Source organism: Rhizobium sp. GCM10022189, assembly GCF_042656325.1.
Lineage (GTDB): Bacteria > Pseudomonadota > Alphaproteobacteria > Rhizobiales > Rhizobiaceae > Rhizobium.
Genome location: NZ_JBHSOR010000002.1, coordinates 23,528 through 39,587 on the forward strand (window position 1 = coordinate 23,528; position 16,060 = coordinate 39,587).

Consider the following 16,060-nt stretch of genomic DNA (forward strand, 5'->3'; position numbering starts at 1 on the left):
CATGGCGGGCAACGTGGATCAGCAACCGATCGAAACGGGCAGGAACGGCACCCAGAACGGGGGGCGCGACGTCGTGCTTTCGGCGCGCGACGTCACCGTCGGTTTCGGCTCCAAGGTGGTGCTCGACAAGCTCAGCCTCGATATCTACCGCGGCGAGATCCTCGGTTTCGTCGGCGCCTCCGGCACCGGCAAATCGGTGCTGATGCGCACCGTGCTGCGCCTCCTGCCGCGCCGCTCCGGCACGATCAGGATTCTCGGCCAGGATTTCGACGAGCTGGACGAGCCGGAGCGCAATGCGCTGGACATGCGTCTCGGCGTTCTCTTTCAGCAGGGCGCGCTCTTCTCCTCGCTGACGGTGAAGGAGAATATCCAGGTGCCGATGCGCGAATATCTGGATCTGCCGGCGACGCTGATGGACGAGCTGGCGCATCTGAAGATCCGCATGGTGGGTCTGGCGGCCGACGCGGCCGACAAATATCCGTCCGAGCTTTCGGGCGGCATGATCAAGCGCGCGGCCCTTGCCCGCGCACTGGCGCTCGATCCCGAACTCGTCTTCCTCGACGAGCCGACCTCGGGCCTCGATCCTATTGGTGCTGCCGAATTCGACGAGTTGATCGCCAACCTGCGCGATAGCCTGGGGTTAACCGTCTATATGGTGACGCATGACCTCGACAGTCTGTTTTCGGTCTGCGACCGTATTGCCGTGCTCGGAAAGAAGCGGGTAATGGTGGAAGGAACGATCGACGACATGCTGGCCTACGACGATCCGTGGGTGCAGGCCTATTTCAGGGGCAAGCGGGCGCGCTCGATCGTGCCGCAGGACGACGCGCCGGCAAGGGCGCAGCATGACAGCGGGAAGTGACCGGAGACGATGGAAACCAGAGCCAATTACACGATCGTCGGCTTTTTCACCGTTCTGGTGATCGCGGCCGCATTCGGCTTCGTCTACTGGATGGCCGAATATGGCCGCAGCGGGCCGATGGCCGAGCTGATCGTGCGCATTCCGGGCTCCGCCAACGGCCTCAGCGTCGGCTCGCCCGTGCGCTTCAACGGCATTCAGGTCGGCTCGGTGCAGACGCTCTCCATCGATGCCGACGATCCGCAATATTCGCTGGCTTTCACCGAGGTACGCTCGGACGCGCCGATCTATCCCTCCACCAAGGCCGCCCTTGAAATCCAGGGCCTGACGGGTGCGGCCTATATCGAGCTTTCGGGCGGGCGCAAGGAAGACAAGAACATTCTCCAGCAGGCGCTGGAAAGCGGCAAACGCGCCGTCATCGTCGCCGACCAGTCGAGCGTCACCAACCTGCTTGCCACCGCCGACAAGATCCTCGACCGCGCCAACGATGCGGTCGGCGACGTGCAGGGCTTCGTGCGCGATGCGCGCGGGCCGCTCACCAAGACGCTGCAGAATGCCGAGACCTTCTCGGATGCGCTGGCCAAGAATTCCGGCAATATCGACAGTTTCCTGCAGAGTGTCGGCGATCTCTCCAACACGGTGCGCAACGTCTCGGGCCGGGTTGATTCCACGCTTGCCGCCGTCGAGGATCTGGTGAAGGCCGTCGACGCGCAGAAGATCAACACGATCCTGACAAACGCCGAGAAGGTGAGCCGCGATATCGCCGATGCGTCCGGCGATCTGAAGGGTCTGGTCGACAAGGTCGACCAGACGGTGACGACCTATAACGAATTCGGCAAGAAGGCGCAGGTCACGCTCGACCGCGTCGATACGCTGGTGGCCGCCATCGACGCCAACAAGATCAAGGGCTCGGTCGACGATATCGCCCAGGCGACCAGGGATGCGCGCGTCGCCGTCGCCTCGATCCGCGATGTCACCAACACGGTGGCCGACCGGAAGAAGGATATCGACCAGACGATCCAGGACGTGCAGCAGATGGCGAACAAGCTGAACTCGGCTTCGACGCGTGTCGACGGCATTCTCATCAAGGTCGATGCGCTGCTCGGCTCGGACAATACGAATTCGCTCTTCACCGAGGCGCGCGCGACGCTCGAATCCTTCAAGAAGGTGGCCGACAGCATCAATGCCCGCATCGGGCCGATCGCCGACAATCTGCAGCGCTTTTCCGGCAGCGGCCTGAGCGACGTGCAGACGCTGGTCAACGAGCTGCGCGGCACGGCCAACAATCTCAACAATGCCATTACCAATTTCGACCAGAACCCGCAGCGGATCATCTTCGGCGGGCCGACGGTGAAACAGTATGACGGGCGTACGCGGCGTTGAGGCGGTTCCGGCAAAAATGCGCAGCGGTCTTGCGTGCGGAATTGCCGAGCTGCAGGCAGCAGTTTCAGTCAGGATTTGCGGGAAAGAAGAACAGAGGTCAGGGGTAGCGTAATATGGGTCTATCGCATGTGATGTCGCGCCGTTCCTGGATCCGCGGAACGGCGATTATTTTGCCGCTGACGGCCGCACTTCTGGCAGGCTGCGGAACGACGGCAAAGAACGACACCTTTGATCTATCGGCAGCCAACGTCGACGGCACCGGCCCGTCGGCCAAAAACAAGCAGATCCTGATCGCCGACCCCACGGCTCTGAAAGCGCTGAACAGCGACCAGATCGTCATCCGCGTTTCGCCCTCCGAAATCCAGTATCTGGCACGCGCCCAATGGAGCGATACGCTGCCGCGCATGGTGCAGTCGAAGCTCGTCGAAGCCTTCGAGAATTCCGGCAAGCTCGGCGGCGTCGGCAAGCCGGGGCAGGGACTGGCGATCGACTATCAGGTGGTGAGCGATATCCGGTCCTTCGAAATCGATGCTTCCTCGGGCAACAAGGCCGTGGTCGAGATTTCCGTCAAGATCCTCAACGACCGCAACGGCACGGTGCGCGCCCAGCAGGTCTTCCGCGCAACGGCTGCGGCCGGCGGCGACAATGCGGGCTTCGTGAAGGGGCTCGACCGGGCGTTCACGGCCGTGACCGACCAGATCGTCGGCTGGACGCTGAAGTCGATCTGAGCCTGCTCTTCCAAAAGAGAAAGCCCGAAACCGTCAGGCGGTTTCGGGCCTTTTTCGTTTCCGGCCTGTCCGGAGGCCTTACTTGGTCGGCTGCGCGTCCGTCATTGACGGCGTGCCACCCGTTGCCGAGGCCGTCGCGGTCGAGGCCTGGGGCAGGTAGCTGTCGAGCAGGCCGGCCATCTTGTCGTCGCGCAGGCTGGCGGTCTTTTCGCCCATGACGACGCCGACGACGCGGCGGCCGTCCTTGGCGGCCGATATCACGACATTGTAGCCGGACGCATCGGTGAAGCCGGTCTTGATGCCGTCGACGCCGGCATAGCGGTACATGAGGTTGTTGTGGCCGCGCAGCTTCATGCCGCGGAACTGGAAGCCGCGCATGGAGAAGAGCTTGAACTCCTCGGGAAAGTCGCGCATCAGCGCCACGCCGAGCGTCGCCATGTCGCGGGCGGTGGTCACCTGTTCGGGATCGGGCAGGCCCGAGGGATTCTTGAAGACGGTGTCCTTCATGCCAAGCTGATGGGCCTTGTCGGTCATGACAGTGGCAAAAGCCTGTTCCGAGCCGCCAAGCTGTTCGGCAAGCGCCACGGCGGAATCATTGGCCGAGAGCACGACGATGCTTTCGACGGCTTCCTTGACCGTGACCTTGCGGCCGGCGCCGACGGCGAGCTTGAAGGGCTCCTTGCTCTCGGCATTTTCCGACATGGTGATCTTCTGGTCCCAGGTCAGGCGCTTTTCATGCAGCGCCTGGAAGGTCAGGTAGAGGGTCATCATCTTGGTCAGCGATGCCGGGAAGTTCAGCTCGTCCTGGTTGGAGGCTTCCAGAACCTGGCCGGTCTGCACGTCCACGAGGATGCTTGCCTGGCCGGCTTCGGCCCGCATGGATGCGCCCAGGAGAAATGCGGAGGACAGGGCGGCGGCGATCAGCCGGGAGGTCGTCTTGGTCATCAATGTCTGCGGTCTCTGTCGTGGCAAGCGATTGGCTTGGCAAAGGTCTTGATGGAGCCATGGCCTGATACGGCCCGGCCCGTCGATGGATGCGGATCGGGAATGTTTGTGACGGAATGAAGGAGCAGGGGCAATAAAAAAGGGCCATCCACAGATGACCCCTTTTGTCTCACCATCTTTCGGCGCGCTCTCAGCTGAGCCGGCCTGCCGCATGGGCCAGCATCGTATAGACCTTGCCGGTATCGGAGGTCAGGTAGGACTGCGTGACCGTGCGGTTCGGATCGGTGCGCGCGACATCGGCAAGCAGCTTTTCGAAATCGCCGATGTAGCGGTCGACAGCGGTGCGGAATTCCGGCTCGCGGTCGTACTTGCGCTTGATCTCGTCAAAGGTCTGCTGGCCCTTCAGCGTATAGAGGCGACGGGTGAAGACGTCGCGCTCGCCGCGCTGGTAGCGGCGCCACAGGTCCACCGAAGCGTCGTGATCGATGGCGCGGGCGATATCGACCGAGAGCGAATTCAGCGATTCGACGACATGGCGCGGGTTGCGGGCATCGTTGGCACGCTGGGCGGGAGCAGGGGCCGCGGCTTCCGCTGCCGGGCGGGCCGGGGCCGCACGCGGGGCTTCCTCGGCCTCGTCACGCGAGGCGCCGCGCAGGAGATCGCTGATCCAGCCGCCGCTCGTGGCTTCCGGGCGCGGCGCTTCCTGCCGGGCTGCGGCCGGTGCCGACTGGGGAGCCTGGGCAGCCGGACGCTGCGGGGCCGGCGCAGGGGCTGCTGCCGGGTTCGGGGCGATGGTGCCGCGCAGGCCCATGGATTCGATCGACTGGCGGGCCGTCGGAGCCGGCTGCGGGGCCGGCGCCGCCGGGATCACCGGCTGGCTGACACGCGGCGCCGGCTCTGCCTGGGCGAGCGAGCGGGCGACCGGCTCGGAGATTTCCAGGCGGTGGCTGGAACGGCCGACGATCTGCGAAATATCCTGCAGGGCCTTGATCTGCTCGGCGACGGCGCGGCGCATGGCGGACGCGCTTTCCTTGGCTTCTTCCGGCAGGTCGAAGGCGCCGCGCTTCAGCTCGGCGCGGGTGGCGTCGAGTTCGTTGCGGATGTCGGCCGCGGAGCGGCGGATTTCTTCGGTGGCGCCCGAGAAGCGGCCGACCGCTTCGTCGATCGCGTCCCGCAGCGATTCACGCAGGTTCTGCGCCGCATTGTCGGAAGCGCGGCCGGCTTCGCCGAGCATGCGCTCGACTTCCGACAGCGAGGCCGTCAGGCCGCCGCGCAGGCGGTTGGTGAGATCGCCGGAGCGGCGCTCGACATTGGCAAAGCTGTTGTCGATCGTCGCATTGGCCTCTTCGCCGGCGCGGTTGATCGCCTCGCGCATGGTCAAGGCCGCTTCCTCGGCGCGCTTTTCCGTATCCGAAAGCACGCGGCCGATATCGGCAAAGGATGCCTGCACGCTCTGGCGCAGCGTCCCCGTGACCTGGTTGGAGCGCTGTTCCGCACGTTCGAAGACGGTCTCGATCATGCCGCCCAGGCCGCGCATGGTCTTTTCGATCTCGCCGGAGCGCTGGACGAGGCCGCTTGCCAGCGTCTGCAGCGCGGCCTCACGCTCTTCCAGCGTGGAGACGAGGCCGGACTGGGCGGCCGCGAGAAGTTGCGATGCCTGGCCGAGAACCTTGGAATGGTCGTCGAAGCGGCCGATGATGCTGCCGACCTGGGCGAGCGTCTGGCCGGATATATCCGACAGGCGATCGACCTTGCCTTCGAGCAGGCGGGTGGATGCGGACACCATTTCGGCAGCCTTGGCGGCCGAGTCCGTGAAGCGCGTCGTCGTGTCGCCGAGGCGGCTGTCGACGCCGCTCAGCTGATCGGCGGCGCGCGTCATCATCATGGACATGGCGGCGCTGCTTTCCGACAGGCGCTGGACAAGGCCGTTGACGTTGTTCGTCAGGCTGTTCTCGATGGCGGCGACGGCATTGGCGACATTTTCGGCGCGGGCGGCGACGGCCTGGGTCAGCGCGTCGTTTTCCGCCCGCAGGCGCTCGGCGCTGAGGCTCGCGGCCGCGGTGATGCGGGCTGCGGCTTCCTGGCCGGCATCGCTGTAGCGGTCGATGATCGGGCGCGCCGTCTCGTCCAGGATGCGCGTCAGCTCGGTGGAGCGGCCGGCCAGCATGGAGTTCAGGTCGCGGGTGCGCTCGTCGAGCGTGGCGCGGATCGAATTGCCGCGCGCTTCCAGCGCCTTGTCGATATCGCTGAGCGTGGTATCGATTTCGCGGGCACGCTGCTCCAGGCTGGAGCGGATGATGCTGCTGCGGGCCTCCAGCGCGCGGTCGACCTCGGCCATGCTGGAGGTGATCTGGCTGCCGGCATCCGTCAGCGTCGAGCGGATCGAATTGCCGTGCGCCTCCAGCGTCTGGCCGGCATCGGCCAGCGCACGGTTGATGGCGCTGACCTGGCCGCTGACGATGTTTTCGGCTTCCGCCACCTTGCTGACGATGACGTTGCCGGCTTCGGAGAAGGTCTGGGCAACGGCGGCAGCCTGGCCGGCGAGGCGGCTCTGCGCTTCGGCGACACGGTTGACGATCTGCGAGGAGCGCTCGTCCATGGCGTCGGCGAACTGCTGGCCGGTGCGGCTGAGCAGTTCGGAGGATTTGACGGCTTCGCCGTCCATGCCTTCGGCCGCTTCGGCAACGGCGCTGCGCAGGCTCGCGGCAAGGCCGGCGGCCTTGCCTTCGATCGTGCGGTTGACGGCGTCGAGGCCGACGGTCAGGGCGCGGTCCATGGTGGACAGGCGCTCTTCGATGCGCGCGGTGCCGCGATCCATCATGTCGCTCAGGGCCGCGGTGCGGCCGTCGATCGACTGGGCCAGGTTCGCGCTGCCGCTTTCGAGCGTTTCGGCAAGCTGCGCCCGGCGGCTGTCCAGAGCCTCGGTGAGATGGGCGCTGTGGCTGTCGAGGGCGTGCGTGAGGTTGGCGCTGCCGGCCTGCAGCGCATCCGTCAGGCTGGCGGCGCGGCCGTCGAAGGTTTCGGTCAGGCTGGCGGTGCGGCTGTCGAGCGCCTGCGTCAGGTTTGCGGCGCTGGTGCCGAGCGTCGTGGCGATGCGCTGGGCCGCGTCGTCGCCGATCGAGCCCAGACGCGAGATACCGTCGTCCAGAAGGCCGGAGAGGTGGCTGCCTGCGGCATCGACCCTGCCGACCACGCCCTCGACGCCATCGGCGATGCGCGCCTCGATGGCGGCAAGGCTGGCTTCGACGCGGGCGCCGGTTTCGGTGAAGCGGCCCGTGAGGCTGTCGACGGACTGGTCGAGATGACCGGAGAAATCGACGGCCGAACGCGAGATCGTGTCGGCCGCTTCCTGGAAGCGGCCAGCAATCTGGCCGGCGCCCTCGCGCATGCGCTCTTCGAGCGACTGGGCGCTGCTGTCGATCGCCTGGCGGATCGCCGCCTCGCGATCTTCCAGCGACATTTCGAGCATGCTGATGCTGGTCGCAACAGAGGTGCCGATCGAGGTCGCCTGTTCGGAGAGCGTGTCGTTGATGAGGTTGTGCGCCTCGCTCAATGTCAGCGTGATCGCATTGGTACGGTCTTCAAGCGTGGTGCGGATGCGCTCATGGGCGGCGGCAAGACCGCCTTCGACATTGTTTGCCGCGTCGTTGGCAAGGGCGGCCATGCGCTGCTCGGCGTCGGTCAGGCCGTTCTCGATGCGGCCCGTCATGCTGCCGATGATGCCTTCCATGCGGGCGCTGCCGGCGTCGAGGGCTTCCGACAGGGTGGACGTGTGCTCGGCCAGCGCGGTTTCCAGGCGCGCCTGATTGTCCGTATAGGCGGCGCGGATCGCTTCCGTGCGGTCGGCAAAGGCACCGGCGACGCGCTCTTCGGCATTGGCAACGGTGTCCATGATGGCGTTGCTGCGGTTTTCGAGCGCCGATTCGAAGCGGCTCTGGCCGTCGTCGAGCGAAATGGCGAGCGCCATGGTCTTTTCGTCAAGCGTGTCGGATAGGCGGTCGGTGCTGTTGGCAACGGCAAGGACGATGGATTCGGCGCGGCTGGCGAGCGCTTCCTCGATGCGCAGCTGGCTTTCGCCGAGCGAGGCGGTAATCCGCTCATGCGTGCCGGCGGCCGCGTTGACCAGCGCGTCGGCGCCCGCCGTCAGCGTGTCTTCCAGGCGGCTCTGGCTTTCGTTCAGCGAGATCGCCAGCGCCATCGCCTTTTCGTCGAGCGTTTCGGCGAGACGGTCATGCGTGCCGGAAACGGCGCTGAGGAACGATTGCGAATGGGTCGAGAGCGTGTCTTCGATGCGCGACTGCGTTTCGTTGAGCGAAATGCCGAGCGCCATCGCCCGCTCGTCGAGCGCTTCGGCAAGGCGGTCATGGGTGCTGGAAACGGCGCTGAGCAGCGCCTCCGAACGGGTCGAGAGCGTGTCGTCGATACGGGCCTGGCCTTCGTTCAGCGAGATCGCCAGCGCCATCGCCTTTTCGTCCAGCGTATCGGAGAGGCGGTCATGGGTGCCGGACACGGCATCGATGAGCGATTGCGAACGGGTGGTGAGCGTGTCTTCGATGCGCGACTGCGTTTCGTTGAGCGAAATCGCCAGCGCCATCGCCTTTTCGTCGAGCGTCTCGGCAAGACGGTCATGCGTGCCGGAGACCGTATTGATAATGGCTTGCGAACGGGTGGTGAGCGCCTCGTCGAAGCGGCTGTGGTGGTCGGCGAGCGCGCCGATCAGCGCTCCGCCGCGTTCGGCCATCACGCTGTCGAGATCGCTGTGCGCCGTCTTCAGCGCATCGGTGATCTCGGCGGCGCGGGCGGCGAGAACGCCGCTCAGCTCTTCGGCGCGGCCGCCGAATGCGCTCGTGACCTTTTCGGTGCCGCTATCGACGGCAGCGGCAAGTTCGCTCGTGGTGGTCTGCAGCGTCTCGCGGAATTCGGCGGCGCGGGCGGCGAGGTTGTTCTGCAGGTCCGAGGTGCCGGCCGCAAGCGCCAGCGAGATTTCCGAGGTGGCCGTGCTCAGCGCCGAGCCGAGTTCGCCGGTGCGGGCCGTCAGTGCCGAGGTGATTTCGTCGGCGCGGTTGGCCAGCGTGTTTTCCAGCACGTCCTGGCCGGTTGCAAAGGCGGTCGCCAGCGCCAGCGACCGCTCGCTCATGGACGCGCCGAGGCGATCGATATTGCTGGTGAGGATGCCTTCGATGGAATCGGCGTTGCCCGACAGCGTCTCGTTGATGCGGGTGAGGCTTTCGATGAGCTTGGTATCGAGCGAGCCGGAGCGCTTGTCGAAGGCATCGGTGAATTCGGCGACGCGCTCGTCGAAGGCGGTCGAAAGCTGGGCGACGGTCGTCTGCAGGCGTTCCTCGAAGAAGCCGGAACGCACGTCGAGATCCATGACCGCGTCGTCGGCCGTCGATTGCAGGCTCTGGCGGAAGCTCGCGCCCTTTTCGTCGAGCGCGGCGTTCAGCCTGGAGAGCACGTCGTCCAGCGTGCCGCCGATCGTGCGTTCGCCGGTCGTCAGGCTCTCGTTGATCTCGCGGGTGCGGGAAATCAGGATTTCGTTGAGCTGCTGGGTGCGCTCCTGCAGCGCCGCGTTCAGGCGCTCGGTGCTCGCATCCATCGTCGAGGCGCGCGTCTCGAACTGGGTGAGCAGGCGCTCGCCATGTTCGTTGATCGTGTTGGTGAGCGCATCCAGGCGGTTGTCGAATTCGTTGCCGATCGCAAGGCCGGAGGCGGTCAGCGTGTGGAGCAGCGTATCGGCCTTGGCGGCCAGCAGCGTGCCGAGCGACTGCATGGCGCTGTCGGACTTTTCCATGATCGCGGCGGCGCGCGTATCGATGAGCGAGGCGAAGGCTTCGCCCGAGGTCGCAAGGCGGATGGCGATCTCTTCCGTCGCCAGCGACAGTTCTTCCTTGAGCTGGTCGTGAACGCCGGCAATGGAGGAGCGGATGCGGTCGGCATGGTTGACGATCGCTTCGCGCTCGGAGCCGAGTTCATGGACGAGGCCGCGCACGCGCAGTTCGTTGTCGGCATAGGAGCGCTCGAGCGCATTCACTTCGGAATGCACGAGCGTTTCGAGTTCGGAAGCGCGCGCAATGGTGCGCTCGATGCCTTCGTTCATCGCCGAGACTTCGCGGCGCACGGCCTGGCCGACCGTCATGATGCGTTCGGAGGCGATGGTTTCCGGCTCGGAAAGGCGCAGCGCCACTTCGGCCATGGAGCGGGCGGCGTTGCGCATGTCCTGGGCGCGCGAGATCATGATGGCAAAGGCGTAGAACATCATGACCGGCACGACGATGCCGACGATGCCGGCAATCACGCCCGGCAGGGCGGCAAGATCGGTCAGCGAGCGGATCTGCGAGATCTGCGGCGCATAAAGCATGAACATCAGCCCGAGGCCGATGACGACCCAGAGGATCGAGACGAGGGCGGCCGTGCGCAGGGCAGGGCGGCTGGAGCCGCTTTCCAGCGACTTCAGCAGCGAGGCCGGCGAGTTGCGGCTGGCATCGTTGGCGGGCGAAAAGGCCGGTGCGCGCGGAGCCTGCTGATCGCCGGTGCGGGCGGCGCGGCCGCGGCGGCGCTGCGTTTCTTCCTGGGACTGATTACGGGCATTGGATGGTTCAGTCACATTAGCCTCCGGGGCATGGGGCGCGCTGCCGCGGCGAGACGGCACGTTCTCCTGGCCGAAATCAATCTGAAGCGCCTCGTCCAATGCCTTGAACGCCTTGTCCTCGATCGATTCATTGTATTTGTTATTCGCCATTCCGGTATGCCTCGCAATTCCCGGCCAGCCCGGCAGCGCGTCCGGGCCATCGCCTTCGCCCGGATGAACCTTCGCCGTTCCAGCCTTCCATCCCAAGACGGACGGATAAGCATGTCATTTCAGAGTAGATAGCCGATTTTTCAAACGAAAGGTATCAAAACACTACCATTATCCACTCTGGCGGCAAAGGCGCGCGGCAGGAGCCCGCCTCAACAGTATCGTAGTGACACATCTGCGCCCCCGAGACAATTAACGAACCCTTGCCTTTGCATGGCTCTTAACCTGTTGTTAACACCTTTAAATTTCGGAAGCCGCCCAAAAGCCGATATTTTAGCGTTATTTAAGGGACGTTAACCATATGGTCAGATTTCCGTCGCGAAGGCGCCGGAATTTAACGGGATCGCCATTCTCCGACCGCACAACGGAAGCAAGCGCGGACGATACAAGACGGGAGAATTGGCAAATGGCAGCAATGAATATCGCATTCGAGGCACCGGACAATTCCACGGGTCCTTCGCCTTCCAAGGTCCGGCCGATCGACCTTGTTCACCTTGCGCGCCAGACGATGGGCGACAAGACGGTGGAAATCGAAGTTCTCCAGATGTTTGCGCGCCAGGCGCGCGCCTGCCTGCAGGAGATCGCAAGCGGCGAAACCGCCAAGGTGGGCGCTGCGGCACATCGCCTGAAGGGAGCCGCAAGCTCCGTCGGCGCCTTCCGGGTTTCGCAGTCGGCCGAAGCGGTGGAAGAGAACAATGGCGACGCCGCCGCGATGGCGGCGCTCGGCGCGGCTGTCGTCGATGCGGAGAATTTCATTCTGAAACTCTGCCGCGGATAAGGCAGGACAGATCGGCAAGACACCAGGCCCGCTGTTCCATTCGGGAACGGCGGGTCTTTTTGCGACCAGGGCCATGACGCATTCTGAATGGCGCAAGCCTGCCCGATCTGCGACGTTCGAGGCACGCCGGCAATGTTGACTGACACGCCGAATTGTCGGAAGAAAATCCGCCCATCTCCTACGAAAGACCGGAAATAGTCCTGATGCCCAAACTTACCATCGTCGCCTTTGACGGAACGCGCTTCGATCTCGATGTCGATCAAGGCTCCACCGTGATGGAGAACGCGGTCCGCAATTCCGTGCCCGGCATCGAGGCCGAATGCGGCGGCGCCTGCGCCTGTGCGACCTGTCACGTCTATGTCGACGAGCAGTGGAGCGAAATCGTCGGCCCGCCGGAGGCGATGGAAGAGGATATGCTGGATTTCGCCTTTGACGTGCGTCCGACCTCGCGCCTTTCCTGTCAGATCAGGATGAAGGCCGCCTATGACGGGCTGACCGTTCACGTGCCGGAACGGCAGGCCTGATTTTCCCGCAAGCTCTTCAAAAAGAGAGCCTCGCACGCCGGAGGCGGGCGAGGCGAGGCGGGCGCATTACCTACGGATGAGGGAGGAACACCCGCGGCTTCGGAACGCGCCAGGAGAACACAGTCACGAAAGCCAGCTGCCTCACTGCACTTTCGAATATAGTCATATTACCGCGTTCCGGTTGAGTCCACCAGAATGAAAAATGACCGGTAAAAGGCTGTGACGTCCACAAGCTTCGCACAGGTTTCATTGTGCAGCTAACGATCTCTGCTCGCGCTGAGGGCAAAAAAGGCTTATCTTTCGCCGCCTTTGCCTCTGAGTCTGTTATTGAGCAGCCGCAGCATGCGATTCTGGAAATTGACCGCCTCGACCCGGTCGAATCGCGCCTGCAACCTGTCGTGCTCTTCTATTCCGCGAGCCGACCTGTCCGAAACGAGTTCCTGCATGAGCTCGCAGCTGCGCTGCGCAGGCAGCGCCTTCAGTCCGCGCTCCATGGCGCGCGCCTGGGTGCGGGCGATCTCGGCATGGCGCTCCTCGTGGCGCTTGATGTCGCTCGACAGCGCATCCCAGATCATCGACAGTTCGCGGCTCGCGCCCTTGCGGTTGCGCCAGCGCGGCATGATGATCTGCGTGTGGACCGTGACCTTGACGTTGCCGACGCGGCAGCGGCCATTGTCCTGGATATAGGTCGCCTCGCCGCCGAAGCGGATCTTGGTGGCGCCGGGATGGCGGGCCGAGGAGCCGTTCGCCGTCGGGCCGCGCCGGCTCAGCTCGTCGTCCAGCTCGTCGGCCGTCTTTCCCTTGATGTCGAAATAGGAATAGCTTTTCGTCGCAATGACTTCGGCTGCCGCGGTGCCGCAGAAAAAGGCAATCACAAAAAAGGCGATGGGCAGGCGTATATAACGCAACGCAAGCGGCATTCTGAACTGTACCCGTGTTGAAGTTCGGGGGAGCTTGGGGCATAGCCACCGCAAGCGCAATATCGGACGGCGGCTTTTTTGGCTACAGCATGCCGCGCAAAAGTGCGAAACGGCTCTGCGGCAACGACATGGGCCGGACAGATTCGAAGCCCGGCGGGCCGATCCGGGGCTGCGACAGGCTTCGGCGAGGAGACGGGACGAAACGGATGAAGCAGCTGGAAAGCAGTGTCTGGCGCGTGGCCCATGGCCGCGAGATCGCGCTCAACGGGCGCTCGGCGATCATGGCGATCGTCAACGTGACGCCCGATTCCTTTTCCGACGGCGGGCGCTACGACACGGTGGAGAGCGCCGTCGAACACGCGCTGCAGGCGATCGCCGACGGGGCCGACATTCTCGACATAGGCGGGGAATCGACGCGGCCGGACGCGGCCCCCGTCAGCCCGGCGGAGGAACAGGCGCGCGTGCTGCCGGTCATCGAGGCACTCAGGGCGCGTACGCAGGCCCTGATTTCCATCGATACCTATCGCGCCGAAACGGCGCGGCTTGCCATCGGCGCCGGCGCCCATATCGTCAACGATGTCTTCGGCCTGCAGAAGGAGCCTGCCATCGCCGCGCTTTCGGCAGAGACCGGGGCGGGGCTCTGCATCATGCATACGGGCCGCGACCGGGCAAAGCTTGCCGATATCATCGACGACCAGGTCTTCTTTCTCGAGCGCTCGCTGGAAATCGCGTCTGCCGCCGGTGTCGGGCGCGACCGCATCGTGCTCGATCCCGGCTTCGGCTTTGCCAAGGAGACGCCGGAAGAAAATCTGGAACTGATGGCACGTTTCGAAGAGCTGCACCGTTTCGGCCTGCCGCTTCTGGCCGGCACGTCGCGCAAGCGCTTCCTGGGCGCCGTCACCGGCCGGCAGCCTGCCGAGCGCGATGCCGCGACGGCTGCGACAAGCGCGCTTCTGAGGCTGCAGGGTGCCGCTGTTTTTCGCGTGCACAATGTCGCAATCAACAGGGATGCGCTTGCCGTCGCCGATGCTATGCTGGCCGCCCGGAACAGCAATTCCAAGGCGGGTCGCGATCCTTCAGGTCCGCGCATCCCGCTTTAAGTCTTTGTTTTACGCATGTCGCTATCGCAAGGGTGCCGCACACCTTTGCACGACACGCTCTAGAGAAGAGGCCGTCATGGGCACCTATACGATCCTGATGCAGAACTGCGCCTTCTTCGCCCGCCACGGCGTGCATGCCGAGGAGGAATTCCTTGGCCAGCGCTTCTTCGTGGATGCCGAACTGGAGGTGGAAGCGGGCAGCGCGCTGGAAAACGATTCCATCGACGAAACCGTGCATTACGGCACCGCCTTCACCATCATCGAGGAAATCGTCGTCGGCCAGCGGCGCTACCTGATCGAGGCGCTGGCGCTCGATATCGCCAAGGGACTGTGCAGGAAATTCCCGCAGATCATCCGGGCCAGGATCACCGTGCGCAAGCCGAATGCGCCGATCCCCGGCGTGCTCGACTTCGTGCAGGTGACCGTTGAGCATCGTGCACGATAATCCCTTCCGTCTCGCAACGCTCGGCCTCGGCGGCAATATAGGCGATCCGGTCAGGGCGATGGCGGCAGCGCTTGCCACGCTCGACGCCCGCGCGGACTGCCGGGTGGCCGCCGTCTCCCGGCTCTACCGCACGCCGCCCTGGGGCAAGACCGACCAGTCCTATTTCTTCAATGCCTGTGCGGCGGTGGAAACGCGGATGGCGCCGGAAGCGCTGCTCGACCTCTGCCTGTCGATCGAGCGGGACATGAAGCGCGAGCGCATCGAGCGCTGGGGGCCGCGCACGCTCGATATCGACGTGCTGACCTTCGAGGGCGTCGAGCAGGACGCGCCGCGGCTGGAACTGCCGCATCCGCGCATGACGGAGCGGGGCTTCGTGCTGATGCCGCTTGCCGATATCGCGCCCGAACTCACGGTCCGGGGCAGGGCTGTCTCCGACTGGCTGGCCGGCGCCGACGTCGCGGGTATCGAGATCGCGAACGAGGACCGCGGCTGGTGGCGCAGGCCCTGACGGCATAAAGCCCTGCCGAGCCTGTGTTCAGGGCGAATTGATGCTGGGCAGGAAATCCTCCACCTGCTTGCGGTCAGCGGCAGGCAGCGGCTGAACCCGTTCCTGCCAGAAACGTTCGGCCTCCGGCGGGTCCTTTTCCCATTGGCGCACAGTGGTGATGTTGTCGTCGATCTTGCAGCGGCGGCGTCCACCAAGGCGCAGATATTCCTCGGCGAGCCGCAGGCTCTTGGTGGAAGTATCCTTGTCGTCCGTGTTCATGTCATCGGCCTCCTTGGTTGCGCAGGGACAAGCCCCGGCATCCAGGAAGAACGACGTGCGAGGGGAAACGATCCCGCTCGGCGATAAATTTTGGCCAAACAAAAAGCGGCGGGAGACCGCCGCTTGGAAAACCCGCGAGAAGCAGACGGCTTACTGGATGGAGCCGACCGCCATTTCGTCCACCTGGCGCGTCAGGGTCAGGCCGATGACCGGGATCATCTGGCTTTCCACCTTGACCGAAACGGTGACGTTCATGGTCTTGTCGTCGCGCACGCGGGCGATCATGGCGCCGTTCAGCTTGGCGCGGTTGATGCCGACAACGACGGTATCGTCGGTGACGGCGCCGGAAACGACATCGAGGCCCTTGCCTTCGGCTCCGTCAAGGAACTTGCCCTTGTAGGTGGAGCCGGACTGGGAAATGACGGCGGTCATCGGCTGCTTGAAGACGCCGACGCGGCAGGTGCCGTCCAGCTTGATGCCGGCAGAGGAATCCTCGGTCGGCGAGCCGACGAGATTGCAGGTGAACTTGGTGCCCTTGTATTTGCCGGCGACGATTTCGCCCGGACCCTTCCAGGTGCCGGCAACGGATTCGAAGAAGGCCTTGTCGCGGGTTGCGGCAGTGGCGTTGGAAGCGACGTCTGCCACCGGAGACAATGCCGCGGCGGCCAGGCCGCATACAAAAAGAAACTTGCGCGAGTACATGGATTTTCCTTGGCAAACACCACTCGGGAACTGGTCGGAAGTTTTGCCGAAGAATGGTTAATCATTTCTTTCCGGCGGCGCTGAAATGCATGGAGATACAAGGCTTTCGCA

General features: G+C 64.4%; 12 protein-coding genes and 1 pseudogene. 8 read left to right on the forward strand and 5 right to left on the reverse strand.

The annotated features are described in order from the left end of the window. Nucleotide 1 precedes the first annotated feature (1 nt). The 3 genes from ACFPWW_RS00335 (at nt 2) to ACFPWW_RS00345 (ending at nt 2,970) form a co-directional block, all read left to right on the forward strand. On the forward strand, nt 2-862 hold the full coding sequence (locus ACFPWW_RS00335) for an ABC transporter ATP-binding protein (protein ID WP_377309838.1): 861 nt from the start codon (nt 2-4) through the stop codon (nt 860-862). 9 nt (nt 863-871) lie between these two features. Next, nucleotides 872-2,242, forward strand: a complete 1,371-nt coding sequence (locus tag ACFPWW_RS00340) for an MlaD family protein (protein ID WP_112573294.1) — start codon at nt 872-874, stop codon at nt 2,240-2,242. 113 nt (nt 2,243-2,355) lie between these two features. Further along, nucleotides 2,356-2,970 (forward strand): ABC-type transport auxiliary lipoprotein family protein, encoded by a 615-nt coding sequence (locus ACFPWW_RS00345; RefSeq protein WP_112573296.1) that lies wholly within the window; start codon nt 2,356-2,358, stop codon nt 2,968-2,970. A gap of 78 nt (nt 2,971-3,048) precedes the next feature. On the opposite strand, the gene ACFPWW_RS00350 is transcribed toward ACFPWW_RS00345, so the two are convergent. Together ACFPWW_RS00350 and ACFPWW_RS00355 are read right to left on the reverse strand one after the other, a co-directional pair. Then, nucleotides 3,049-3,915: a D-alanyl-D-alanine carboxypeptidase family protein gene (locus tag ACFPWW_RS00350; protein ID WP_377309842.1), complete on the reverse strand. Its 867-nt coding sequence runs from the start codon at nt 3,913-3,915 to the stop codon at nt 3,049-3,051. A 190-nt stretch (nt 3,916-4,105) separates the two neighbouring features. Beyond that, nucleotides 4,106-10,657 carry a hypothetical protein gene (locus ACFPWW_RS00355; protein WP_377309843.1) on the reverse strand — a complete coding sequence of 2,184 codons (6,552 nt, stop codon included), beginning with the start codon at nt 10,655-10,657 and terminating at the stop codon, nt 4,106-4,108. Nucleotides 10,658-11,120: 463 nt separating this feature from the next. Between ACFPWW_RS00355 and ACFPWW_RS00360 the strand changes: the two genes are divergently transcribed. Both ACFPWW_RS00360 and ACFPWW_RS00365 read left to right on the forward strand, forming a co-directional pair. Next, the gene (locus ACFPWW_RS00360) at nt 11,121-11,492 is read left to right on the forward strand and encodes an Hpt domain-containing protein (RefSeq protein WP_112567514.1); all 372 of its coding nucleotides are present in this window, start codon (nt 11,121-11,123) and stop codon (nt 11,490-11,492) included. Between the two features lie 203 nt (nt 11,493-11,695). Further along, entirely contained in the window at nt 11,696-12,016 is a 321-nt protein-coding gene (locus ACFPWW_RS00365) for a 2Fe-2S iron-sulfur cluster-binding protein (RefSeq protein ID WP_112568251.1), read from the forward strand. A 293-nt stretch (nt 12,017-12,309) separates the two neighbouring features. Here ACFPWW_RS00365 and ACFPWW_RS00370 read toward each other — a convergent pair whose 3' ends face one another. Beyond that, nucleotides 12,310-12,936 (reverse strand): DUF922 domain-containing Zn-dependent protease, encoded by a 627-nt coding sequence (locus tag ACFPWW_RS00370; protein WP_377309845.1) that lies wholly within the window; start codon nt 12,934-12,936, stop codon nt 12,310-12,312. A 206-nt stretch (nt 12,937-13,142) separates the two neighbouring features. On the opposite strand from ACFPWW_RS00370, the gene folP reads away from it, so the two are divergent. The 3 genes from folP to folK all read left to right on the forward strand — a co-directional run bounded on the left by folP (nt 13,143) and on the right by folK (nt 14,989). Beyond that, entirely contained in the window at nt 13,143-14,036 is an 894-nt protein-coding gene (gene folP / locus ACFPWW_RS00375; protein WP_377309847.1) for a dihydropteroate synthase, read from the forward strand. A gap of 76 nt (nt 14,037-14,112) precedes the next feature. Next, nucleotides 14,113-14,481, forward strand: coding sequence for a dihydroneopterin aldolase (gene folB / locus ACFPWW_RS00380; protein ID WP_112705259.1), 369 nt, complete (start codon nt 14,113-14,115; stop codon nt 14,479-14,481). Then, nucleotides 14,462-14,989, forward strand: coding sequence for a 2-amino-4-hydroxy-6-hydroxymethyldihydropteridine diphosphokinase (folK, locus tag ACFPWW_RS00385; RefSeq protein ID WP_377309849.1), 528 nt, complete (start codon nt 14,462-14,464; stop codon nt 14,987-14,989). Before folB ends, folK begins: the two co-directional genes overlap by 20 nt. Before the next feature lie 27 nt (nt 14,990-15,016). On the opposite strand, the pseudogene ACFPWW_RS00390 reads toward folK, so the two are convergent. Further along, a pseudogene (locus ACFPWW_RS00390) lies at nt 15,017-15,232 on the reverse strand (hypothetical protein); the annotation flags it as partial. Between the two features lie 165 nt (nt 15,233-15,397). Further along, nucleotides 15,398-15,949 (reverse strand): hypothetical protein, encoded by a 552-nt coding sequence (locus ACFPWW_RS00395; protein ID WP_112567524.1) that lies wholly within the window; start codon nt 15,947-15,949, stop codon nt 15,398-15,400. Between the last annotated feature and the right edge of the window lie 111 nt (nt 15,950-16,060).